Source organism: Flammeovirga aprica JL-4, from assembly GCF_012844305.1.
Classification (GTDB): Bacteria; Bacteroidota; Bacteroidia; order Cytophagales; family Flammeovirgaceae; genus Flammeovirga; species Flammeovirga aprica.
This window is the reverse complement of sequence record NZ_JABANE010000121.1, coordinates 1-24659: the sequence shown is the minus strand read 5'-3', so window position 1 is coordinate 24659 and position 24659 is coordinate 1. Positions and strand designations below refer to the sequence as shown.

General features: G+C 35.1%; 15 protein-coding genes. 10 read left to right on the top strand and 5 right to left on the bottom strand.

Annotated elements, in window-relative coordinates:
• The first annotated feature begins 290 nt into the window (after positions 1 to 290).
• From HHU12_RS28380 to HHU12_RS28335, 10 genes are all read left to right on the top strand, one after another.
• A complete protein-coding gene (locus tag HHU12_RS28380; protein WP_169660117.1) occupies positions 291 to 878 on the top strand; it encodes an HdeD family acid-resistance protein in 588 nt (195 codons plus the stop codon).
• 147 nt (positions 879 to 1025) lie between these two features.
• Entirely contained in the window at positions 1026 to 4487 is a 3462-nt protein-coding gene (locus tag HHU12_RS28375) for a sensor histidine kinase (RefSeq protein ID WP_169660116.1), read from the top strand.
• Between the two features lies 1 nt (position 4488).
• A complete protein-coding gene (locus tag HHU12_RS28370) occupies positions 4489 to 7137 on the top strand; it encodes a tetratricopeptide repeat protein (protein ID WP_169660115.1) in 2649 nt (882 codons plus the stop codon).
• 1 nt (position 7138) lies between these two features.
• On the top strand, positions 7139 to 9787 hold the full coding sequence (locus tag HHU12_RS28365) for a tetratricopeptide repeat protein (RefSeq protein WP_205960011.1): 2649 nt from the start codon (positions 7139 to 7141) through the stop codon (positions 9785 to 9787).
• A gap of 12 nt (positions 9788 to 9799) precedes the next feature.
• Entirely contained in the window at positions 9800 to 10459 is a 660-nt protein-coding gene (locus tag HHU12_RS28360) for a response regulator (RefSeq protein ID WP_169660113.1), read from the top strand.
• A 238-nt stretch (positions 10460 to 10697) separates the two neighbouring features.
• Positions 10698 to 11033 carry a hypothetical protein gene (locus tag HHU12_RS28355; protein WP_169660112.1) on the top strand — a complete coding sequence of 112 codons (336 nt, stop codon included), beginning with the start codon at positions 10698 to 10700 and terminating at the stop codon, positions 11031 to 11033.
• Positions 11034 to 11184: 151 nt separating this feature from the next.
• Positions 11185 to 12018 (top strand): hypothetical protein, encoded by an 834-nt coding sequence (locus tag HHU12_RS28350; protein ID WP_240971164.1) that lies wholly within the window; start codon positions 11185 to 11187, stop codon positions 12016 to 12018.
• A gap of 41 nt (positions 12019 to 12059) precedes the next feature.
• On the top strand, positions 12060 to 13160 hold the full coding sequence (locus HHU12_RS28345; RefSeq protein WP_169660111.1) for a T9SS type A sorting domain-containing protein: 1101 nt from the start codon (positions 12060 to 12062) through the stop codon (positions 13158 to 13160).
• Positions 13161 to 13594: 434 nt separating this feature from the next.
• Entirely contained in the window at positions 13595 to 14680 is a 1086-nt protein-coding gene (locus HHU12_RS28340; RefSeq protein WP_169660110.1) for a sensor histidine kinase, read from the top strand.
• Positions 14680 to 15105, top strand: coding sequence for a response regulator (locus HHU12_RS28335; RefSeq protein WP_169660109.1), 426 nt, complete (start codon positions 14680 to 14682; stop codon positions 15103 to 15105). Before HHU12_RS28340 ends, HHU12_RS28335 begins: the two co-directional genes overlap by 1 nt.
• Before the next feature lie 100 nt (positions 15106 to 15205).
• Here HHU12_RS28335 and prfA read toward each other — a convergent pair whose 3' ends face one another.
• The 5 genes from prfA to HHU12_RS28310 form a co-directional block, all read right to left on the bottom strand.
• Complete coding sequence (gene prfA, locus HHU12_RS28330) at positions 15206 to 16279, bottom strand: peptide chain release factor 1 (protein WP_169660108.1); 1074 nt, start codon at positions 16277 to 16279, stop codon at positions 15206 to 15208.
• Positions 16280 to 16586: 307 nt separating this feature from the next.
• Positions 16587 to 17483: a toxin-antitoxin system YwqK family antitoxin gene (locus HHU12_RS28325; protein ID WP_169660107.1), complete on the bottom strand. Its 897-nt coding sequence runs from the start codon at positions 17481 to 17483 to the stop codon at positions 16587 to 16589.
• 11 nt (positions 17484 to 17494) lie between these two features.
• Positions 17495 to 22867 carry a hypothetical protein gene (locus HHU12_RS28320; RefSeq protein ID WP_169660106.1) on the bottom strand — a complete coding sequence of 1791 codons (5373 nt, stop codon included), beginning with the start codon at positions 22865 to 22867 and terminating at the stop codon, positions 17495 to 17497.
• A gap of 101 nt (positions 22868 to 22968) precedes the next feature.
• Positions 22969 to 23787: a 50S ribosomal protein L11 methyltransferase gene (gene prmA / locus HHU12_RS28315; protein ID WP_169660105.1), complete on the bottom strand. Its 819-nt coding sequence runs from the start codon at positions 23785 to 23787 to the stop codon at positions 22969 to 22971.
• Between the two features lie 12 nt (positions 23788 to 23799).
• Positions 23800 to 24297: a dihydrofolate reductase gene (locus HHU12_RS28310; RefSeq protein ID WP_169660104.1), complete on the bottom strand. Its 498-nt coding sequence runs from the start codon at positions 24295 to 24297 to the stop codon at positions 23800 to 23802.
• Positions 24298 to 24659 lie beyond the last annotated feature (362 nt).

The window sequence follows — 24659 nt, the reverse complement described above, 5'->3', positions numbered from 1 at the left end:
TACAAAAAACAAAACCAAAATAAAATTTGGTTGAATTATGAAATAAATTTGCTTTTAAACACAGTTCGTCACTTGTGTTTATATCTTTAGTAAGTCTCCAGACTTATAGATCCACAAAAATAAAGCTAAAAGTCTTCAGACTTTTTCCAGCTATAGGTCCAAGTCACGCTTTCAGCTAAAGACTTGAACCAGTTTATTTTAATGAAAAACCTTGAGATAAAAAATTATTTAAAAAGGAATTGCCGAACTCCTAAATAGTAGGCATAAATATTTCTCTCTCTTTAAAAATTATGGAAACTAAAAATTCATTGCAAAGATCTATTAAGCATTGGTACCTTCCCCTTATTTCAGGCATATTATTTATCATTGCAGGCGTGTTTACGTTCACTTATCCTATTGAAAGTTATGTAGCATTATCCACCTTATTCAGTGTTACATTTATCATAATGGGTATTTCCGATATTACCTTTTCAATATTAAATCGTAAAGTAATTAAAGGCTGGGGATGGCAGTTGTTATTAGGTTTTACCTATACTCTTTTAGGTATCTTCTTGATCAAGAACCCTGCAATCTCAATTGTGACATTACCAATGTATGTAGGCTTCTCATTTTTGATCAGAGCCATAGGTACAATATCCTTTTCACAAGACTTGAGAAGATTTGGTTTGATCTCTCATGACCCGTTAATGTTTATAGGTGTTGTAGGATTGATTTTCTCATTGATCTTAATTTGGAATCCTGTTTTTGCAGGCTTTACCATCATCACCTTAACAGGCGTGACATGTATACTTTTAGGTGTTTATCATGTATCGCTTTCGATGAAATTGAAGAAGGCCAAAAATTTTATTAAAGATGTTAGTAAGATGGAGTTAGTATAATATATATTGAAGGTATAAGTAGTTTTATTTATACCTTCTTTTAGGTTATGCACTTTAAGTAGGTGACTAAATTATCTCATAATTTTAGTCTTCTACTTTTTTACCTATTATCTTAATGATACAATTCTTCTCTCTAGTTTTTATACTATGTACTGTCTGAACTATTTATATAAAACTACTAAAGTACTGCTCCTTTTATTACTTGGATTTTCAAGCATAGTATTCTCTCAATCCTTAAATCCAAATATTCCCCTAGATGAATATGAATTAAAAACGTGGACCGAAATACTAGAAACTCCTATCGATAGAGTTTTTGCCATCAATCAAGATGCAAAAGGCTACTTATGGATAGGATCGGACAGAGGACTCTTGAAGTTTGACGGTTCTCAGATTAAGGTCATCAACCTGAAATCAGATCCTATTATAGAAACGGAGTCTATTGTGTATATAGAATTTGATAATGATGGAAAGCTATGGTTTGCGACTCGAAGAGGTGTTTTTTATTTGGAAGACAACAAAGCGGTTCAAATTTATGATCAAAACCATCAGAAGCTGAACCGTATCATGAGCTTTTTCAAAGATAAAAATGGAGTGATTTGGTTTGTGAGGTATGGAAAAGTGTATTCGATAAAGAACAGCATCTTGAAAGAACACAATTATCCAAATGCTAGACTTTTTAGAATTTTCCCTTCTGATGATGGGTATATTTATGGATTACATACTTTCCTTCAGAAAAATGAATCTATTATTTATAAATGGAACCCAAGTACCAACACCACCCAAAAAGTATTTAATGATCCCATCGATATGATGGTTTTTTCGATTAAGGATTTTGGTGAAAATTATGTGATTGGCGGGCTTTGGGGAGAGCTATGTTTATACGCTAAAGAGAAAGGTTTTATCAAGCAATGGGTAGGGAAAAACAATACAAAATCGCCTGTTAGAAAAATACTTATTCAAGGAGATAGTACAATTTGGGGAGGCGGTGTTGGTCTCCATCGTATTTATAAAGATCAGGTTTCTTCTATGTATGATGATGATGGATTGACAAACAGTACTATTCGCTCTATATTTTTTGACAAAGACAATAACCTTTGGCTGGGCACAATGGCAGGGTTAAACTACTTTTCCAATACTGCTTTGCACCAAATAAATAAATCTGAAGAGGCCCAAAACGCCGCTTTTCAAAGGCCTATTGATATAGGTGGACAAATTATATTTGGATCAAGGGAAAATGGACTTTTTACCTTCAAGAATAATCAAATTGAAAAACTGAATGTCGTTGGTGATATCGGAAATGTGATCCATGAGACTGCGATTTCTATTGAAAATCATCTTCTTTTAGCGACAAACAAGGGGGCTTTTGAGTTACAAAAAGCCAATGGTATTTATCAAGTTATAAAGCAATTAAAGGAAGGGGAGGTATTTGAATTTTTCCAACTCTCTAATAAAGATTATGTTATCAATGATTCCGATGGATTTTATATTTCAAAGGAAGATACTTTAATAAAGATAAGAGATAGTTTTCTAGAAATAGAAAACCTGAGCCGTACTTTGGGGAAAGATTGGTTAAGTACAAATAAGGGTGTTTTTACTGTAGAAGGAGACTCTTTGAAGCTAAGTAAATTAGACTTTGCTTTAGAAAAGTATGTGGTGAGTTTGGCACAGGAAGAAGATTCTACGCTATGGATAGGGACTTACGGAAGTGGTATTGTTCATATAATAAATGATAGCACTGCTACAAAATATGATACCCGTAACAATCTACCTGCTAACCAAGCGATGATGATTGCCATGTCACCTTCACAAGGAAAGTGGTTTTATGTGGTACATGCCAGACAGCCCTATTTACAGGAAGTCATTCCCATTTCAGACAAAGACGGACATCGGATTAATTTAGGTAAAAAGTTTCGATGGGTTTTGCTGGATGGAGCCTTTCATGAATTAGGTTATACTCCTCAATTCGTCAATCATCAATCTGAATTATACTTATTGACAAAACACAACCTTTATTTATTCAGACCAAGAGATGTGTATTATTCTCCACCCGTATTAAGTTTACAACTCATGACGATTAATGGAGAAACATTAAACACTTTTCCATCAGAAATTGAAGCAGATTTAAATCAATTAGAGTTTTACTTATCCACTCTTGATTTTTCGCAAGGAGAAAGATTCAACTATGAATATAAAATAGAAGGATACGATAAAGATTGGGTGAAAATGGGCACAAGAACGGTGGCTTATTATAACAATCTGCCCGCCGGAGAATATACCTTCAATGCACGAATACTTAATACCGATGACTCTTATACTTACCTTCAAAATCCCTATCATTTTATAAAGAAAGAGTTTTGGTATAAGACCGCTTTAGCTAAAACCTGTTATGTTGTTTTATTTGGATTATTGATCTATCTGATTTTCCAATGGAGATTAAGAGTACTTAAGGCCCAAAGAAGAAGATTACAATTAAAGGTCAATGAGCGTACACAAGAATTGAAGCACCTCAATGAAAACCTCGAAAATATTGTACAAGAAAGAACACATGAAATAACAGAACTCAACGATCATCTGTATGAAAGTGAAGAACGACTGAAATATGCTTTGGAAGCCACAAAAGATGGTATATGGGATTATAATGTGTATTATGATACCTTGAAAATCAGCGATGCTTCTGCAGAAATGTTGGGGTATACACTTGAAGATTGTGACCCTCATACTGGCATTTTACCCTTTATATATCCTGATGATAGAGATTTATGGATTGTTACTTATGAGGAACCTAGAAGGCAAAAATTAATAGATGAAATAGAAGATCAAGAGTTTAGATTTCATCATAAAAATGGTAAACTGATCTGGATTTTAGTGAAGTGTAAAATCGTGGAAAGAGACCAAGAGGGCAACCCTCTGCGTATTGTGGGAACTTACATTGATGTCACGGAAAAGAAGAAGAAAACACAAGATCTCATTGAGGCAATTGTTCGAACTGAAAATAATGAGAGAAGCAGAATTTCCAAGGATATACATGATGGATTGCAACAGACGCTAACCATCTCTTCATTGAATTTTCAATCCGTAAAAAAGAACCTTAAAGATATCTCGCCGGACATTTGGGAAAAGTTTGAAACTGGATGGGAATACTTACAAAAATCAATCACCGAAAGTAGATCGGTGGCCCATAGTTTGATGCCAAAGGCAATCACTGATTTTGGTATTATTTCGGCTTTTGAAAGTTTGATTACGGAAGCTGATAAAAGCAGTGAGGATATTGAGTTTCAGTTTTTCCATAATTTTGATGAACATGACATCGATAATTACCAAATTGAAGTAACGTTATATCGTATTCTCCAAGAAGGTATCAATAATATTTTTAAGTACTCCAAAGCCACGAAAGTGGATATTCAGCTGAAAAACTACAAGGATATTTATATGCTGACCATTGAGGATAACGGAGTAGGTTTTGATGCTTCCAAGGTATTGAAAGAAAAAGCGGGACTGGGTTTTATTGGTATAAAAAACCGTTTGGATGCCATAGGTGGCTTTTTGGAAGTGGAAAGTAGAGAAGGTAAAGGAACGACACTATTGATAGAGGTAAATAAAGACTTTTAGTATGAGAATCAAAAACAACTATATTCTGCTCTTCCTTTTTTTGATGTTACTATCAAGAGTGAGTTTATGTCAAAATAATACAGATTCTTTATGGAATATTTGGGTTGATGTAGAGCAAGAAGATACAACACGACTGCAAGCCTTATTTGATTATAGTGATGAAATTGCTAAGACAAATTCTGATAGTTTTTTGATACTGACGGAGGTGGGTTATCAATACGCTTTGGAAGGAGGTCTTCTTTATTTCCAAGCGAAATCCTTAAACAAACAAGCCAAAGCATTGTATAGAAAAGGAGAATATGATGAGTCTGAAAAAATTTATTATAAAGCTATTGCTCTGGCAAGGCAAACACCTGATAGTTTATTGGTTGCCACCTCCTTTCAAGGTATTGGTACAATCTATTATGCAAGAGGAGAATATGAAACTTCCATTGATTATTATCAAAAAAGTTATGCGAGATCTTCAGTATTGAATGATAATATTCTGATGGGTGATGTGATGAATAATATCGGTATTATCAATGTGATACAGAATGATTATGAAGAAGCAGAGAAGAATTTAAAGAAATGTGACTCATTGTATATGGAGGGAGGAGACCAGAGAAGTGCTCCTTTAACGAACCTTGCGGTATTGAAAGCCAGAAAAGGTGATGTGATTCAAGCCATGGAATTGTACCTGAAAGCGGTAAGGATCAATGAAAAAAATGGAGACGAATACTCCAATGCTTTTGCCTACTCCAATATTGCCAATATTTATTTTGATTTGAATGACTTTGAAAGATATGAGGAGTATATCAAAAAGAGTCTTGAGATTAGAAGAAAGCTAGGAGACAAAGCGGGCATTTTGAATAATATGTTGAATTTGGGGTTGGGCTATTCCAATAAAGATCAATATGAAAAAGCCTCACCCATATTAGAAGAAAGTCTTGCTTTGGCTAGAGAAATTAATGATCAGAATTCTGAAGCACATATTTTGGTACATATCGCTTTTCTTCAAGTGAAACGTAATGATACAGCACAAACTATAGCCACCATTAATGATGCTTTGGCTATCAATAAAAAACTCAATAATCAACTAGGCATAGCACTCTGTAATAAGGCTTTTGGGAATTACTATAAATTAAAAGGGAATAACTCAAAAGCACTTTTCTATTACAAGAAAGCATTGCGTCATATCAAAGAAACAGATGTGGAGCAAACCAAGGATATTTCGCATAAAATTTATGAGATCTATAAGGAACAAAATAGATATACTGAGGCCTTAGAAGCGTTTGAATTATTTGTCACTTCAAAGGACAGTATGAATAATTTAAAAACGCAACAGGAGGTTTTACATCAGCAGTATAAATATGAAAATGAAAAACGTGCGTTAGCAGACAGCCTCAATTACGCCAGTCAGCAACAAATCCAGCAGGAAAAACTAACGCAGTCTAAAAACCAAAGGACAGCCCTAATTATCATTTTAGCCTTGGTGACAATATTTACTGTTTTTGCAATTAATAGGGTTCGATTGACGAGAAGACAGAAAAGAATCATTGAAGGGCAAGTGGGAGAACTGAATGAATTGAATGATCATTTGGAAGAGAAAGTCATTGAAAGGTCTAAAAAAATAGCGGATAGGGAAGAGCAACTCAGATACGCTTTAGAAGCCTCTAATGATGGTATTTGGGATTGGAAAGTGAAATCAAATCAAATGACTTTCAGCCCTGCTTTATATACGATGCTAGGCTATGCTCCTTATGAATTTGAGGAGAAACGAGAGGAGATTCAGCACCGTATTCACCCTGATGATCTAAAGAATATAGGGACCGAATCTTATTTGGATTTGATGCTTCAAAGTAAGGAAGAAAACCTGATAAAAGAGGTCCGGTTAAAGCACAAAAATGCCAATTACATTTGGGTACAAATAAAAGGAAAAGTTGTGTCTTTTGGTACTGATGGAAAGGCAAGCAGAGTAGTGGGTACTTTCACGGACATTACATCCATCAAACAAAAAGCACAAGATATTTTAAATGCTGTTATGAAAACGGAAGATATAGAGAGAAACAGAATCTCTAAAGATATTCATGATGGCTTGCAACAGACCTTGACGGTTTCTTCTTTGAACTTTCAGAAGGTAAGAAAAAGTATGAATGAACTTCCGACAGAAGTGATTGAAACGTTTGGAACGGCTTATGATTATCTTCAGAAATCCATTACAGAAAGCCGTAGTGTGGCACACAATCTGATGCCGAAAACGATTGTCGATTTTGGTATCATCAAGGCTTTCGAAAGTTTGATTACAGAAGTGGATAAAAGTACTGATGCGATTGAATTTGAATTCTTCCATAATTTCGGAGAGCATCAAATCGAAAACCAGCAAATCAAACTCACTTTATACCGAATTCTCCAGGAAGGCATCAACAATATTTTTAAGTATTCTAAAGCTACAAAAGTGGATATTCAATTGAAAAATTATGAAGACATCTATATGTTGACGATTGAAGATAATGGAGTTGGTTTTGATGCAAGACAAGTCTTAAAAGAAGGATCGGGCATAGGTTTTAAAAGTATGAAAAACCGTTTGGATGCCGTTGGTGGATTTTTGGAAGTAGAAAGTAGGGAGGGAAGAGGAACCACATTACTAATAGAAATCAATAAGAACTTTTAATATGGGTAGAAGGAATAAACATATACTGATAAGTATCTTTTTGATATTCGTTTCAGAGGTAGCTTTTTGTCAAACCAAAGCGGATTCCTTATGGAATGTATGGTCAGATTCTAAAATGGAAGACACTACTCGCTTGGAGGCTTTATTGAAACATGGTAAAGAAATCATCAAGAAGGATACAGATAGTGTTTTTACCATTGCAGATATAGGTTATCAATTTGCTGAAGAAAGGAATTTATTGGAGTATCAATCTGCATCATTGGTTGTAAAGGGAAAGGCATTGTACAGAAAAGGAAGTTATGTTGAAGCGGAAGATACATTCAATGAAGCAGTAGCTTTAGGAAGAGAAGCAGAAGATAGTTTGTCCGTTTCTAGGGGAATTTATGGTATTGGTTCCACATATTATGCTAGAGGAGAATATGAAACTGCCATAGAATATTATAAGAGGAGTTATGCAATTTTCTTGATGTTAAATGATAAGGAACGTATGGGTGATGTGATGAACAATATTGGGATTATCCACCTGATACAGAAAGACTATGAAAATGCCGAAAAGAATCTAATCAGATGTCATGAACTTTATACTGAAGCTGGAGTCCTAAAAAGTGCACCTTTAAATAATCTGGCAATATTGAAATCAAGAAAAGGAGATGTCAGTGGAGCAGTCGAGCTTCAGTTTGAAGCCTTGAAAATAAACGAAAAGAAGGGAAGTGATTATTCAATAGCCTATACCTACATGAATATTGCCAACACTTATGGTCAGTTTAAAGACGATGAAAACTACTTGAAATACACCCAAAAAAGCTATGATATTAGAAAGAGAATCGGCGATAAAGCAGGGATGTTACGATGTCTATCAGGTTTTGGGATTTTCTATGATAAAAGAAAAGAGTATGATAAAGCTCTAGGGTATTATGAGGAAGCATTATTGATTGCAGAGGAATTGGATCGTAAACTTTCTATCAGTAATCTTCTTTTAAACAAAGGCTTAATAAAGTTAAGAACTGATCAATTAGAAGTTGTACTAGTGATCATCAATCAAACTTTAGAAATAAATAGAAAACTAGACAACAAAAAAGGGATTGCGAACTGTTACTATAGTTATGGTATGTATTACAAAAAGAAGGGTAACTATGATAAAGCAATCTATTATATAAATAAAGCCATGACGCTTGCAGAAGGTTTAGAAATAGAGCAGACCAGAGATTTTGCAAAGGCGTTATATCAGGTCTATTCTGATTTAGGCCAAAGTAAACTAGCCTTGAAAAATTATGAAATCTATATTGAGACAAGAGACAGCGTACTCAATCTAGAAAATCAGCAAGATGTTTTGCATCAGCAATACAAATATGAAAATGAGAAAAGAGCATTAGCAGACAGTCTCAATTATGCGAGTCAACAGCAGATAAATCATGAGAAACTGACGCAATCTAAAAATCAGAGGACAGCATTGATTATCATTTTAGGTTTAGTAACAATGTTTACTATTTTTGCCATCAATAGAGTTCGATTGACGAGAAGACAAAAACGAATCATTGAGGGGCAGGTTGTAGAGTTGAATGAATTGAATGATCATTTGGAAGAAAAAGTCATTGAAAGATCAAAGGAAATTGCAGATCGTGAGGAACAACTCAGATACGCTTTGGAGGCTTCTAACGATGGTATTTGGGATTGGAAAGTGAAATCAAATCAAATGACTTTCAGCCCTGCTTTATATACGATGCTAGGCTATGCACCTTATGAGTTTAAAGAAGATAGTATTGAAATTCAAAATCGAATTCATCCTGATGACCTTAAAGCAATGGAAACAAATTCTTATTTGGATCTAATACTTCAAAGCAAAGAAAGCAATCTGATTACTGAAGCAAGATTAAAAAATAAGGCAGGAAAGTACATTTGGGTACAAATAAAAGGAAAAGTTGTGTCTTTTGATCAAGAAGGTCAACCGAGTCGAGTAGTGGGCACTTTCACGGACATTACATCCATCAAACAAAAAGCACAAGATATTTTAAATGCTGTTATGAAAACGGAAGATATAGAGAGAAACAGAATATCTAAAGATATTCATGATGGCTTGCAACAGACCTTGACGGTTTCTTCTTTGAACTTTCAGAAAGTAAGAAAAAGTATGAATGAACTTCCACCAGAAGTGATTGAAACGTTTGGAACGGCTTATGACTATCTTCAGAAATCCATTACAGAAAGCCGTAGTGTAGCACACAATCTGATGCCGAAAGCCATTGTAGACTTTGGTATCATCAAGGCTTTTGAAAGTTTAATTTTTGAAGTAGATAAAAGTACTGATGAAATTGAATTTGAGTTCTTCCATAATTTCGGAGAACATCAAATCGAAAATCAACAAATAAAATTGACCCTTTACCGCATACTTCAAGAAGGCATCAATAATATATTTAAGTATTCCAAAGCCACTAAAATAGATATACAATTGAAAAACTATGAAGATATCTATATGTTAACCATAGAAGATAATGGAGTTGGTTTTGATGCAAGACAAGTCTTAAAAGAAGGATCGGGCATAGGTTTTAAAAGTATGAAAAACCGTTTGGATGCTGTTGGTGGATTTTTGGAAGTAGAAAGTCGGGAAGGTAGAGGAACAACATTATTAATAGAGATAAATAAAAAATTTTAATAAATAGATAAAATGGGAAAGATTAAACTGTTTTTGGTGGATGATCATAAAATGATTCGTGAAGGTTTGAAGAATTTCTTATTGGATGAAAGTGATTTTGAGATTACGGGAGAGGCTGAACACGGCAAAGATTGTTTGGATCAATTAGAAAAAAATAGTGATGTAGACATATTATTGACGGATGTGAATATGCCGGTGATGGATGGTTTGGAACTTGTTCAAAATGTAAAGGAAAAGTATCCTAATGTAAAGATCATGGCCTTAACGATGCTGGGAGAAAGTCAGCATATCAAGAAAATGCTGGGCGAGGGTGCTATGGGCTATTTATTGAAAAACTGTAGTGAGCAAGAATTGATCAACGGCATCAGAATGGTGTATTCGGGTGGAACTTATTATTCTCCTGAAGTAACGAATGCTATTATTAATAATATCCGAAAAGTGAAGCCACAAAAATCAAATGTAGCGCTTGAAGTACCATTGTCTGAAAGGGAAACAGAAGTTCTTCATTTGATTCTGAAAGAAAAAACAAATAAAGAGATTGCGGAAGAACTTTTCATTAGTGTAAGAACGGTAGACGCCCACAAACGTAACCTGTTGGATAAGACAGGAAGCAAGAACTTGGCAGGGCTGATCTTATACGCAATTGACCGAGAATTGTTCGATGATATCTAAACTTTTTGAGCAAAATAGGTAATTCTCTGATAGAGGGAAAAAAAGTACGTTCTAATTTTGTGTAAGTACTGAGCCAAAAATGGTTATATAATTAATCCTTCAATATTTTTTGTGAGTACAACTTAAAAAAACGTATGAATAGTAATTCTATTGATAGTTTTTTAAGGCGGTAATCGCAAAACAATAGTAAGAATTAATATTAAAAATTTTTGTATTGGTACTTATAAACCCTTTATACATGAATTTATTAATAGGAAAAAAGAATAATCTAAACCATAAACTTGTAGAGCAGATTCATTCCCTTACACCCGTTAAAATGGTGGAATTAGATGAAGTTGTGGATGACGAGTTGAGTTCGGAAGGTTACGTTTTCGTAAACCTGCTGGATGTGAGTATTCCATCTGCAGAGGTGTTGAGGATTGTCAAAAAACAGTTTCCCAATGATTGTATTGTGGCAATGCATTGCTTTCAGGTAGATCATATGATCAATAAATTAATGGAAGAAGGATATCATGCTTATGTATCAATATTGGATTTTACAGATTCAATACATGATGTTTTTGATCAGATATAGACGTATTTATAAAGATAATATTTTCCCATTGCATAGCAGACTATTGAGTCAGTAGTTTGTATCGCTATTAAAGGTCTCATTTTATGAGGTCTTTTTTTGTGTCCTTTTTCCTAACAAAGAGCGTAGTAAGCATTTTACCTAAAAGAAAAGAATGGGTAAAACCCTACACTCTGAAGGAGCATTTTTCGAGAGATTTGAATTATCGAAAAACATTAATCTCTCTATCATGAAAAATCTCTTCGTTATTGTATTACTACTAATATCCTCATTATCATTTGCTCAAACAGCTGAAGAAAAAGCACAAGCAAATAATCCCTTAGCGAGTATAACGGCATTTAACCTCCAACAATATTATTCCTCCAACCTTTCTGGTAACAGTGAAGCGACTCAGAGTTCGTATTGGATGCGATTTGCGAAACCAACAGGTAGGGTATTATGGAGAGCTTCTTTACCTATTAATACTTATTCCAATCCAGAGTTAGGAGTAAGTAGATCAGGATTAGGTGATTTCGATCTATTCGGTGCTTATCTAGCCGTTTCAAAACCCACTTTGTCAGTTGGTATTGGACCATCACTGTCAGCTCCAACAGCTACTCACTCATCGTTAGGTACAGGTAAGTGGACGGCCGGTGCGGCAGCAGTTGCTTTTGCAAGTGTCTCTCCACAGTTCCAAATGGGTGGTTTAGTGATATGGCGTACCGATGTGGGAGGTGATGCCAATAGAAATGATGTGAATTTCATGGCGATCCAGCCTTTTGCATTCTGGCAAGTGAGTAATGGAATGTACTTCAGAACTGCTCCAACATGGAATTTCAATTTAGAAAAAGGAGAATACAATGTGCCTGTAGGCTTTGGTATTGGTAAAATAGTGAAGGTAGGAAGTACGGTTTGCAACTTCTTTATAGAGCCTCAATATTCTGTATTACACTATGGTGATAACCAAGCCATCTTCCAACTGTATTCTGCCTTGAATATGCAGTTCTAGGCCATTCACTCCCCCTATTATCAAACATAAATCTCTCAATCATGAAAACATTGTACTTTATTCTACCGATCTATTTATTAGCACACTTCTCTTATGCTCAATGTACAGTTCCATCAGGAAATGTAGTTTACGATTCCGATTGTATATTGGATCAAGAACATATCACTGTCAATCCTGGCAGAGGAGCAGATATCAAAATTCAAAAAAATGACAATCCAGACATCACTACTAATGTAGTTTGGAATGTAGAAGCCTTTATTATCAGAGGTTGGACTGTGATTTTTTATACAGATCTTGGTAGCCTGACTGTTGATGAAGGAACAAGTTTAACCATCAATGGCGACCTAACAATGGCTGAGTTTGGTAAACTTACTGTAAATGGTGAATTGATCGTCAATGGTAATCTTACACATACTGTGGGATACTCTTTCGGAGATCGCTTTAATGTTGGAAAAAATGGTATAGTCACTGTCAATGGTGACCTTGATTTAGCAGGACCATTTAATTACGATGGTATTAGAGGAACTTTGGAAGGCGAGTTGATAGTGACTGGATCAATTGATGGTATTGTCAATTTACCAGTTGAGTTGACTTATTTAGAAGCTTATGGAGAAGATGAAAAAGTGATAGTAGAGTGGGAAACAGCATCAGAGCATAATGCTTCACATTTTGACATACAGCGTTCTTCGGATAGAAAGCATTGGGAAACCATTGGTACTGTCAGAGCAGGAGGTAATTCTCAGAATGTAATCAGTTATACATTTGTTGATGAGAGCCCAATTTCAAATGCATTCTATCGTTTGAAGCAAGTAGATTTTGATTCGGAATATGAATTATTTGGTCCCATTGAAGTTATTTCTGATGGCATAACACAAGAGATGAATGCCACTTTTATGCCTAATAATATTACAAAGGGAGAAAGTTTTCAAATGAGTATTTCTGGACTAAACGGTGGAAATGCTTTAAGTATTCAGGTCTATAATAATCAAGGCAATAAAGTATACGCTGAACAGGTAGATGAAATAGATTCGAGTACTTATTTGAAGCCGATGGATTTTACACAACATTTAAATTCAGGTATGTACTATGTGTTGATCAAATCAGGTCGTCAAGTGGTAAGAGAAAGGTTGCTTATCAGGTAATTTAAATTGTATCTCTGAACATTCAAGTACGCTATCAAAATAGGATAAAAAGCCATTTTGATAGCGTATTTCTTATTTGTCAGATTTAATTTTTCTACCAATATTTTGTTTTTATTCTATAGAGATCGAACGAATAAGGAATACGTTTCGTTATTGTTTTGTAAAGTAAGAATAAGAGTAAAAGAATACTTTACATTTTAAAATTGGGCTAGCACTAGATTGACCTTAGAAGTGTATAATATGTTATAGGTTAGAGATATTTTTTGTTGATTTACTTTGTTCATTCGTTAGATAGAAATAAGAAAACATCAAGTATTTAAATAAGAATATCTTTCATCTTTCTTATAATTTATAATGCAGAAAGTGCTAAAGTTCAAGATTATTTTAAATTGATATTTTACCGAAAACCCCGATTAACTATTTCAGTGAAGCCCATGAAACCATCCTATAATACGAGCTTATTACTTGATCATCTAAACACGGCAATTTATGTTTTACGTTTGAAATCAAATGAATCTCTGAACTTTGATATCATTTATGCCAATTCGGTCAACAAAGAAGTAATAGGAACGGATTTAAGGAAGTTTGTTGGTACAGATTTTAAGACGTCATTCCCAGAGTTATTTGAAACTAAATTACCTCTTCTTTATTACACATCCCTAAGAGAACAACGTATTATCAATGTAGGAGAAGTGGAGTACGGGGACTGTCAAGTCAGCAAAAATACTTTTATCATTAAAGCAATTCCACTATCACATCAGGAAGTGATGGTGACTTATAATAATATATCAAGATTAAAAAAAGCTGAAAGAGAATTAATCAAAAACAACCTTACGCTTAAAGAAAAAAATAGATCACTGGAAGAATTTGCTTATATCACTTCTCATGATCTTCAAGAGCCTTTGAATACAATTACGAGTTTTGTAGAGATTTTTAAAGATAGGTATGATGGACAGCTTGATGAGACTGGTCAGATGTGTTTATCCTATTTAGAAAATTCAGCGACACGAATGAGTGATATGATCAAAGGAATATTACATCACTCAAGATTAGGAACCAACGTCACAATCACAGAAGTAGATCTTAATGAGACTATGCAAGGTATTGTTGAAGATTTAAGAACAATGATTGCAGATAAAAAAGCCGTTATTCAATCAGATCCTTTACCTAAACTTAAAGGATGTGATGTAGGCTTGAGATTATTATTCCAGAATTTAATTGAAAATGCATTGAAATACCAAAGAGAAGACAATCAGCCTGAGGTGATCATTAAGGTGGAACCACAGGACAATGGTTGGCTTTTCAGTGTAAAAGATAATGGTATCGGTATCCGTGAAGAGCATCAAAAGAAAATATTTCAGGTTTTTCAGCGGTTGCACGATGATCAGAGTAGTTATAAAGGTACGGGCTTAGGGCTCTCCAACTGTATGAAAATAGTAAAAGTATCTGGAGGTAAGTTGTGGGTAGACTCAACTTATGGTAAAGGCAGTACTTTCTTTTTTAACCTACCAAAATTATAATGGATCAATTAGCACATATTTTATTAATCGACGATAGTGAATCTATTAATTTCTTCAATAGATTGATTATCGAAGATTCAAAAATTACTAAAAAATGCACTTTCTTTTTAAGTGCTGAAAAAGGCTTGGATTATTTAAAGCAAGAGGACAAGGATCGCTATCCTCTTCCAGATATTATATTTCTGGATATAAATATGCCAAGAATGAATGGGTGGGAGTTTATAACTGAATATGATAAGCTTGATTTTGAAATAAGGGAACAGATTTCTCTCTTCCTCTTAACAACTTCTATTAATGATGATGATCTTCAAAAGGCCAATTTATTACCTACAGTGAAAGGGTATTTGAATAAACCTTTGTCAGTAGATACCATCATGTCTGCTTATACTCTTAGTCAGAATGTGTTGCAGAAAAAGGCACTTTGACCTTTCATGTAAATGAATAACAAAATATTTAAACTAGAAACGCCTCATCTATAAAAAAATAGATGAGGCGTTTCTTATATATTTATGGTAAATAGAGTGCTTAAGCTAAACCGCTATTTTCCATTTTCTCTAAGTTATCAGCAATACGTAAACGATCGATGAAATCTTGTAATTCACCATCCATTACAATCGGTAAGTTGAATACCGAGTGATTAATACGGTGATCTGTTACACGACCTTGAGGATAGTTGTACGTTCTAATTTTGTCTGAACGAGCACCAGAACCTACCATTGACTTACGTTCTGCACCAATCTCCTCTTGACGTTTTTTCTCTTCGATAGCGTAAAGACGAGATTTTAATTCTTTTAATGCTTTGTCGTAGTTTTTCAACTTCGATTTTTCATCCTGACATTGTACAATAATACCTGTAGGAAGGTGAGTAAGACGGATGGCAGAGTAAGTTGTGTTTACTGACTGACCACCAGGTCCAGAAGAACAGAATTCATCACGACGGATATCAGACATGTTCAATTCAATTTCCACATCATCCATTTCTGGAAGTACAGCCACTGAAGCCACTGATGTATGGATACGTCCTTGAGATTCTGTAGCAGGAACACGTTGTACACGGTGTACACCCGCTTCATATTTCAACATACCATAAGCGTCTTCACCTTGGATGTTGGCTACGATTTTGTTGAAACCACCTGAAGTACCATCTACGAAGTCAGTAATAGATAATTTCCATTTATGCTTTTCGCAGAAACGTTGGTACATACGAAGTAAATCTCCTGCGAAGATTGAAGCCTCATCACCACCAGCACCAGCTCTGATTTCAAAGATGGCGTTTTTAGAATCGTTAGGATCTTTAGGGATTAAAAGCATTTTTAATTCCTCCTCAATCACTGGGATTCCTTCTTGATTTTCGTCAAGTTCCATTTTTGCCATTTCTCGCAATTCTGGATCTTTCTCTTCTTCTAATATTTGTTTTGCCTCATCAATACCTTCAAGCATATTTTTATACTCGAAGTATTTGTTGACAACTTTCTCTAAATCTTTATATTCCTTATTTAATTTGGCGTATAATTTCATGTCTGAGACAGTCTCAGGCTTCACCAAATCTTCGCTTACTTGATCAAAGCGTTCTTTTATTTTCTCAAGTTTATCTAACATCTCTGATTGACTTTGCTATAATTTCTACAAATGTACGCTTTTTTAATGAAAAGGAGTGTTTTAAAAATACCTTATGAACATTTGTTCAGTGGATTAAGCAATTGTACAATTAAAATCGGAAGATTTAAATTTTCTTTTTTAGCCTACTCTGCGTTAGAATATCATCACGTAGCTACGGCTATGCTCTTCTATTCTGCCTTGATTAGACTAAAAAATAATAATCAATCTTCTTCCAATTTAAAATGTTCAATAGCTTAGGTGTTGGGTAAAGATAATTTCAATAGCCTATAAGGCATTTACTTGAGAATTATTTACTTTTATGCGTCACTTTCCCCTTTTCATCCCATTCGTATTTCACTTTAGGGCCTGCGTAATCTTTTCTGTATACGTTATTTTTATTCCTATACTGGGTTAATTTTTTTCGTCTCTGTCTCCCCCTTTTGTCCAAAGCATCATAATATTCGGTCCAATCACCAATCTTATAACCGTACTTATAGCTTCCCACTACTTTTTTTCTACCACTTTCATAGAAGGATTGGTAAATGCCATTGAGCTCGCCATGTTGATAAGGAATAACCTCTTTTACTTTGGTTTGTTTAGAATCATAATAAGAGATTTTGGCATCCTTAGGAAACCCCATGTAGTAGAACTTTTTGTCTTTGATGACTTTATCACTTCCATACCATACCCATCTTCCTGTCAAAAGTCCTTTATAAAAGTAACCAGTAGTAACGGTGTCTTTTTCAACAATCTTGACATAAGAGCCATGCAGAGGAATACCATATTTGGAATTTGAAGTAGACTTTCTTTCAATCTTACGTTCCTTAGGATTATAATAATATTTTAAAGGAGCATAAGGATTGGGTTTTTCATATTCCGGCAACGTAAAGAAAAGCTCAAAAACCGTTTTTCCTTTGTCGCTTGAGCGTGTATATTGTTTTTTGGATTTAACACCCCAAAACACATTACGTTTCTTCTTTTTCTTTCTTTTAACGAGCTGTTGCTCTTCGGGAGCACCGGGGTTCAACTCAATGGTAGGGGCATCCTCATCAAGTGAGTCCATTTCCACTACCATTGGTTTTGGTTTTATATTTTCGTCCTCTTGATCCTCTTCAGACTGTGCATAAACAGTATAAGAAGGCACCCCAATTATTATTAATAAAAGGAATGTTGATTTAATAAGATAAAAAAGTTTTGCCATCATTCTAGCATTATTTAGAAATCATCTCCATCGTCTTCCTCTTCCGCTGGAATACTGTCAATACTATCACCCTCTTCTTCTTCACCGCTTGTCTCTTCTTCTGTACCGCCAAAATCATCTCCAAATTCTTCTTCTTCCTTATCTATTGCAGTATTAAGTTCTGAATCATATTTAGAAGGAATTTCAGAGCCGTCTTTATAGGTGTTATAGTACCATTCTAAGAATGCAAAGGTCTGTTTTGCTTTACCGGCAGTAACGTCACTTTGTTTCTTAATGTCTTCCATGAAAGCCTTATTAGAGCTAAATATACTCAATTCTCCCTTATCTTGTCTTATATGATACCAAATTCCTGTAGGGCCTTCTAAGAATATATTGATAAGTCTGTCAGTAGGTTCACGATCTCCATCATCGCCACTTTCCTGTTCTTTTGGAATTTCTATAAAACCAGTTACAACGGTATTGATGTCATCACCGAAAGCAGAAAGCAGTTTTATTTCTTCTCCTTTTGAATGGAAAGCCGCGTTATTATTGTCCCATACTAAAGGATTATCAAGTATTACAATATAGTTGCTCAGAAGCTTAGCAATATCATATCCGTTCAAATAGTTTTTGTATTGAGTACTGTTGAAAAGAGGGACAATCTGATGATTCAATGCTCCTAAACTGTCAATTTCATAATCTTCAGGAAGTACTCTTGGAGCATCTTCCTTGTTAGAACGCATATCGTTAAGGATATAACTAGACACTTTTGTAGATAACTTAGGACCAATTGCCAGTGAGGCATTCATTGTAATCTCATCAATTTCATGCATGGCAACACCCTCTGCAGAAGTGACTATAGTGGGGATTTTTTCTTTAGGATTTGGTTTGAGTAGATCAATTTTTCCTCTGAAACTGATTTCATTACGCTGATGATCAAAACTAAACCAATTTCCGGCAATCGAAGCGTAGAATTCTTCCTCTCCACTTTCTAGCTGCTTGAAATAGCTATTTGGTTTAATATGGAAAACACCTTTATTACTTGTACCGTCTAGAGATTCAAATTTCAACAGACCTTCTACATCAAAAAGTTTTCTGTGTTCCTGTCTGTAACCATCAGGTCGTTCCATAAAACTATTATAGATATAACCATTCTTCTCGTCATAGAAAAGACCAGTAATCAAAGGACGATTTTCTTCAGTAGTGAAAAGGTTTTTATCTACAACCACATGAGCCGTAGAGTCAGTTTCATCATCATCATTAGTAGATTCATAGTTGAACCACTGTGTTGATTGTCCAGGGATGTGCAGTCTTGCACTACCTCCTTTAAAGCGGGCCACTTTTTTATTTTCCACTAAACCAATCTTACCATAATACTCTAGTCCTCCAACAAATTTTAAAGGTTTGTCTTTTTGCACTTCACCGTAGGCTCTATTCTGAATAGTATTATCGTTGATATCATCATTATAGAATTCTTTGGCAATAATTCTGTCCATTTTAATGACTTGAGACTCACCAAGCTCATTGGAATAATTATACTCACCTGTAGCATTGACTGTTTTACTTGATACAAGTTCAACATTAGCATTATAAATAGTGTGCAGTTTAGTGTATCTGCTCAATATAATTTTGGCATTAGTCAGAGGTTCAATCGTAGCACCGTTACTGATTTTCACCGTTTGATTTAATGAATCAGGGAGAATATCAAGATTACTGACTCTTATTCTGTCAACGTTATAGATATTCAGTTTACTTGAAGCAAGATCATAATTGGCAGAATCACCTTCAATAAGTAATGAATCTTGTGAGGGTTCATTGGAAATAAACTTACCTTTCAGAGCTTCACCTGCGGACATGACAATATTTTTAGCCTCAATATCCCAAAGGGCCTCTTTAATAGATGTCTGGAAATTTACAGCAGGGAACGTAAGTGAAGAAGAGTTACTGCTGCTGTTTTCTGTTCGGATCAATACTTTATTATCAATCACGTTTCTAGCCACTCTAATATCATTACCATGCATGGATGGACTTCCTTCTATATTTGATTTAATATCAAAAGTGGAGTGTCTACTGATATAACCGTCTTTTTGGAATCTGAAGTTTTGAGACTTGTTATTGGATTCAGAGGTTTCTACCTGTCCTTCACCAAAGACTTTGGTAGGAAGAAGGGCAAGGTTTCCTGAGAATTTAGTATCAGAATTATAGATCGTAAAAGGTTCCTCATGTGTTCCTTTAAATGCCATACTATCTCTAAATACATACCATTTCATTTCATAAGTATGCATTTCCACTTTCGGGTGAATATCAGATTCAATAATACCCTTTGTACCTTGAGTCGTCACAGAGTCTGAGTAGAAAATAAAATCTTCAGATTTGAATTCACTCCCTAAGTATTCTAATTCACCATTTCCTCTAATTCCTTTATGGGTCAATGAAATATCACCATCAAAATGACCTTTACCTATAATCTTGGACCCGTAGTCCGTCTTTTGCTTTTTCACATAAATAGGCCAGCCTTTGGAATCAGCCCAAGGTGCGTCATGATTGGTATTTCTTTCTAAAACGAATACTCCTGAAGTAGGGTCCATCACCACTTCATCTTTGAAAGAAGGGAAGATTCCACCTGTATTTAAAATACCATCAAAGGAGACTGAACTGTGTTCTACGGAGGCGTCAACTGTAAAAGTATCAAGTTCAAAAACAATTCGTTTATCGTAAGCACCATTCAAAATAGAAGGACGGTCATAGTAAATTCTACCACCTTTTTCAGAGCTGTCAGAAGTCGCATTGAAAGAAGGGTAGCCGTTGACATTGAGCAAACCACTTTTATTGAATGATTTGTTGATATAAAGCGTACCGCCAGTGTCTACCAAAGGGTTTGGAGCTTCTTTGAGCTTGCCAGTGATACTGTCTTTAAGGACAAAACTGATAGAGTCTACGTCAGTAAGCTGAATTAGGAAACTATCATAATCAAATGTGAACTCTTGTCCTCTGAAAAGATAGGTACCAGCCATAAACTGTCCGCCAAAAGTCATTTGTCTATCTTTCTCAATGATCAATCCCGCACTGTCAGGCGTTACAAATACATTCAGAGAATCAGAGATAGGGAAGTAAGGGACATTTTTAAGGGTTAATTTTGAACTGTCATCCAATGAAAGCGTAACATTTGCACTTTCATCTTTCGGTAATAATGCCGCAATACTCAAGTTGTCAAAATCTCTGTCATAAAGAGCTTTTTCTTGTCTCGCACTTAAGTGTTCGAAATTCATTCTTGACGTCATCGCTTTTCTTCTTCTCTCACTTGAGGCATAAAAATAGCGGTCAAGGTATCTGTAAGCTTTTTCATTGAGCTTTACAATTCTCGAATATGGATCATAGTCAATCAAACCATCGATAGCCATTGACCTTAAACTTTCATCAAATTGTTCATCATTGATTTGAAGTTCTTCGGCAAGTGCACCAGCATCAAAACACTTTCTTCTGTGAGATCTAGAGTGATTTACAAGGATCATCAGCGGGTGAAACTTTTTCATGCCTTGAATTCTTGATACAAATCCAGGGTGGAAAAAGTCTTCAGATTCCACAATCAGAGGAACGATTTTTTCACCACCAGTGATTCTGAAATCCAGCGTATCTTCTGCAAGGTCCCACTCAATTGCATCTGCATAGACATTGACATCCTGAGCACTTAATGTGAAAGGATTGAATCTATAAATATCTGTGGTTTTTCTGAAATAAACTTTTTTAGTACTGTCATTGACACTGATATAAGTATTTACTGAAGGATGTGAAACAGTGTCACTTTCAGCGTAATAGATATCAACTAAACTTGATTTTGTTTTGATAATCTTTCCGTCCTCTTTCACTCGAACACTCTTTTGAGATTTAAGAGTAAAAAGATCAGAGTTGTCATTTTTAACTGTAATTGTAGTAGGAGCACCTGATACGGCTTTAGCAACAGTATGCTTTCCTTTTATGGCAAAACCGCCTTTCATCTCAATTCCCTCAGGAAGATTTTTCCAATTTAAATTATTGTTATAACTGATGAACTGAGGGTAGATTGCTTTTTCCGGAAATTTATTGAAGTGTCCACTTCTGTAAGTAAAAGCACCAATTGCAATAGTGTCAAGGTAATGACTGAAATACATCTCTGCGTGATCGGCTTCGATATAAGCTACTCTTGTGTCAAAGCTGAAGTGCGGTAATTCACACCATGCAGAGTCTTTAGAAAAGTTGACATTCTGCCAATAAAAACGACCACCCTGACAGACAATTGTATCAGATTTGAATAAAAATGTACCTACAGTATGTTCAAGTAATGCGGTGTCAAATTTTGTTGTAATGAGTAGATCGGCTTCAGAAATATGTAACATAGGACCTTCTAGTGGAGGCATGTCAGCAATACCCGGATCATAATTTTGAATTTCAGATGACTGTTCATTACAATCTTCAGAAAAAGCATAAAGGTCAGCTTCAGCACCATTATCTCCACTATCACTGCTTCCTTCATCATACATTTTAACACTGCTGTCATCTCCGCTCCAGTCGTCTCCCCAATCTGATGAGCCATCATCGGAACTCCAGTCACTGTCATCTCCCCAGTCAGAACTGCCACTGTCCCAGGAATCATCACCACTGCTATCGTCTCCCCAGTCAGAGCTTCCGCCATCTTCCCATGAATTTTCATCTTCTGATGAGTCGTCTCCCCAGTCGGAGGAGGAGTCGGAGGTGTTTTCCTGTGCTACATCCCCTTCACCATTGGCAAACCAGTCTTCTTTAGGGGCTTCTCCTTCCGTAGCATCTGTATTGATATCTACTATCATGTGATCACTCACATAGCCTTCTGCCGCTAGTTCATGTGCGAATTCATACTCACCGCCCATCACTTTAATAGTAGTGTACTTCGATTTTTCAACAAGTCTTTGCTCTAAGAATAACCTTGATTTATAGAAGAAGTTGTGTGTGATTTTTGGGGTATAGGAAATAAGGCAGGTATCTGCTATTTCCAGAAAACGCGTGAACTGATTATTATTATGTCCTGCAGAATCAATGAATGCCATGATACAACCGTAGTAAAGCGCCGCATGTTTTTTATACTTGAAGCGGTTCTTATGCATACGTTTTGTACTCTTATAAATCCATTCTTTTTGATTGTCGTCGATCACATTATTTTCCCAGTGTGATTCAAAATCAACCATGATGGTGTCACTTCCTAAGCGGACACCTTTCTGTAAAAACAAATTGAGATCAACAAGAAAACTATCATACTCAGTAAAAGGATGATAATACTTCTTTACAGTAGAGTCAGCCATCACATTAGAAAAGTCAGTCTGAGCCCAAAGTGATGTAGAGAAAAAACTCAATAAGAAGAGTATAGGTAGTAATTTATATTTAAACTTTGAAAGCATAAGTTCAAAAAAGGATTTATAAATAAAGAGGCTGTAATAGACACTTTTGATCAATTACAGCCTACAATTAGCTTGATTCGCAAAAAATACTCCAAAAAGTATTAATTTTCAAATACAGCACTTACCCAATTATCTTTCTCTAAATGTGAAAGGTAGGTAAGGCCTACGGAATTTGCTTTTTCAGTGATGATTGGAAGATCCTCAGTATAAAAACCACTGAGTAATAGTTTTCCGCCTTTTGTAATCAGTTTCTGATAAGTTGGCATTTCTTCCAGTAAAACGTTTCTATTGATATTGGCCAATACGATTTCGTATTCGTCAAGTTTTTCCATTTCGTGTACAGTACCAACGGTCACTCTCAAGTCTACATTATTAAGCGCCGCATTTTCCAGTGCATTTTCACATGACCAGTCTTCAATATCACAAGCATCCACTTGTTCAGCACCTAAAAGTTTGGACATTACAGCTAAAATTCCTGTACCGCATCCAAGGTCAGCAACATTTTTCCCCTTATGATCAATAGTTAGCTGATTTCTCAACATCAAAGTTGTAGTTGCATGATGTCCTGTTCCGAATGACATCTTTGGCGTGATGACAATTTCGTATTTATATTTTGGATCAGCCGGGTGGAAAGATGCTCTGATTTGTAGTTCTTCACTTATTTCCACGGGATCATAATGACTTTCCCATAGCTTGTTCCAGTTTTGTTTTTCCTGTTCTTCCACAGAGTAGGTCACACCTTCTTCAAAGAAAGCTAACGCTTCTTTGACTTCATCTTCATTATAAAGTGCTTTTTCAATTGAAGCTTCAAAACCATTGTCATTTTCAAGAAATGCGTCAAACCCTACATTTCCCAATACCGCCTGAAGAACTTCAGCAAGTTCTTCGTTGCATTCCACGTTGATGACGATGTAATTCATATAAAAGTTTTATTATTTATTGCGTATATAATTTACAAAAGAATAAGCATACGGAGAAGTCAGACTTTTAGGATACTCAAACCTTGAAATTTCGGCCCATTGACTAGGAAGAATATCAGGGAAGAAGGTATCACCTACAAATTGATCATGAATTTCTGTGATATAAAGCTTGTCTGCAATTTTCATTGCCTCTTCATAAATTTTTCCACCACCAATAATGAATACTTCCTGTTCTCCTTTTTCTCGAGCCATTTCAATAGCTTCAGTGATACTGTTAGTTAATATACCTCCGTCGAAAGTTTGAAAGTCAGGATTTCTAGAAATGACAATATTCACCCTGTTCGGTAAACACTTACCGATGGACTCATGTGTCTTTCTGCCCATGATTACTGTATGGTTTGAAGTCACTTTTTTGAAATACTTTAAATCAGCAGGTATGTGCCAAATGAGCTGATTATCTTTTCCTATCACATTATTAGTAGCTTTTGCTACAATGATGGATATTTTCATATTTGTTATATTTATTAAAAAATTGTCGTGCCTGTTATTAAGGGGCAATTTCTATTTGCAACTGAGTAAATAAGAAACATCATATAATTGAGCAGAACAAAAGTAAAGTTTTTATTCTATGATTCCCAAGTAAAAATAAACATAAAGTAGTAGAGTAGTACCTTGTTTTCTTTACTATGTTTCTTTCTTCAGAAAATTAAGAATAAAACGTTTTGTTTCCGCCCCGATCAAAAGATAGTACAATAGAAATTGAATTGAAGCAGTTCTTTTTATTTTTATGATAATTATTTATAGGTATATAAACTTACGTCGCCCAATCACAAAGCTGTTTTTGGGTGACATGAATTGAAGAAACCATCCGT

Excerpts from the sequence above, each read along its gene's own strand:
- HHU12_RS28380 (WP_169660117.1), top strand. The coding sequence starts at position 291 with ATGGAAACTAAAAATTCATTGCAAAGATCTATTAAGCATTGGTACCTT.
- HHU12_RS28375 (WP_169660116.1), top strand. The coding sequence starts at position 1,026 with ATGTACTGTCTGAACTATTTATATAAAACTACTAAAGTACTGCTCCTT.
- HHU12_RS28370 (WP_169660115.1), top strand. The coding sequence starts at position 4,489 with ATGAGAATCAAAAACAACTATATTCTGCTCTTCCTTTTTTTGATGTTA.
- HHU12_RS28365 (WP_205960011.1), top strand. The coding sequence starts at position 7,139 with ATGGGTAGAAGGAATAAACATATACTGATAAGTATCTTTTTGATATTC.
- HHU12_RS28360 (WP_169660113.1), top strand. The coding sequence starts at position 9,800 with ATGGGAAAGATTAAACTGTTTTTGGTGGATGATCATAAAATGATTCGT.
- HHU12_RS28355 (WP_169660112.1), top strand. The coding sequence starts at position 10,698 with ATGAATTTATTAATAGGAAAAAAGAATAATCTAAACCATAAACTTGTA.
- HHU12_RS28350 (WP_240971164.1), top strand. The coding sequence starts at position 11,185 with ATGGGTAAAACCCTACACTCTGAAGGAGCATTTTTCGAGAGATTTGAA.
- HHU12_RS28345 (WP_169660111.1), top strand. The coding sequence starts at position 12,060 with ATGAAAACATTGTACTTTATTCTACCGATCTATTTATTAGCACACTTC.
- HHU12_RS28340 (WP_169660110.1), top strand. The coding sequence starts at position 13,595 with ATGAAACCATCCTATAATACGAGCTTATTACTTGATCATCTAAACACG.
- HHU12_RS28335 (WP_169660109.1), top strand. The coding sequence starts at position 14,680 with ATGGATCAATTAGCACATATTTTATTAATCGACGATAGTGAATCTATT.
- prfA (WP_169660108.1), bottom strand. The coding sequence starts at position 16,279 with ATGTTAGATAAACTTGAGAAAATAAAAGAACGCTTTGATCAAGTAAGC.
- HHU12_RS28325 (WP_169660107.1), bottom strand. The coding sequence starts at position 17,483 with ATGATGGCAAAACTTTTTTATCTTATTAAATCAACATTCCTTTTATTA.
- HHU12_RS28320 (WP_169660106.1), bottom strand. The coding sequence starts at position 22,867 with ATGCTTTCAAAGTTTAAATATAAATTACTACCTATACTCTTCTTATTG.
- prmA (WP_169660105.1), bottom strand. The coding sequence starts at position 23,787 with ATGAATTACATCGTCATCAACGTGGAATGCAACGAAGAACTTGCTGAA.
- HHU12_RS28310 (WP_169660104.1), bottom strand. The coding sequence starts at position 24,297 with ATGAAAATATCCATCATTGTAGCAAAAGCTACTAATAATGTGATAGGA.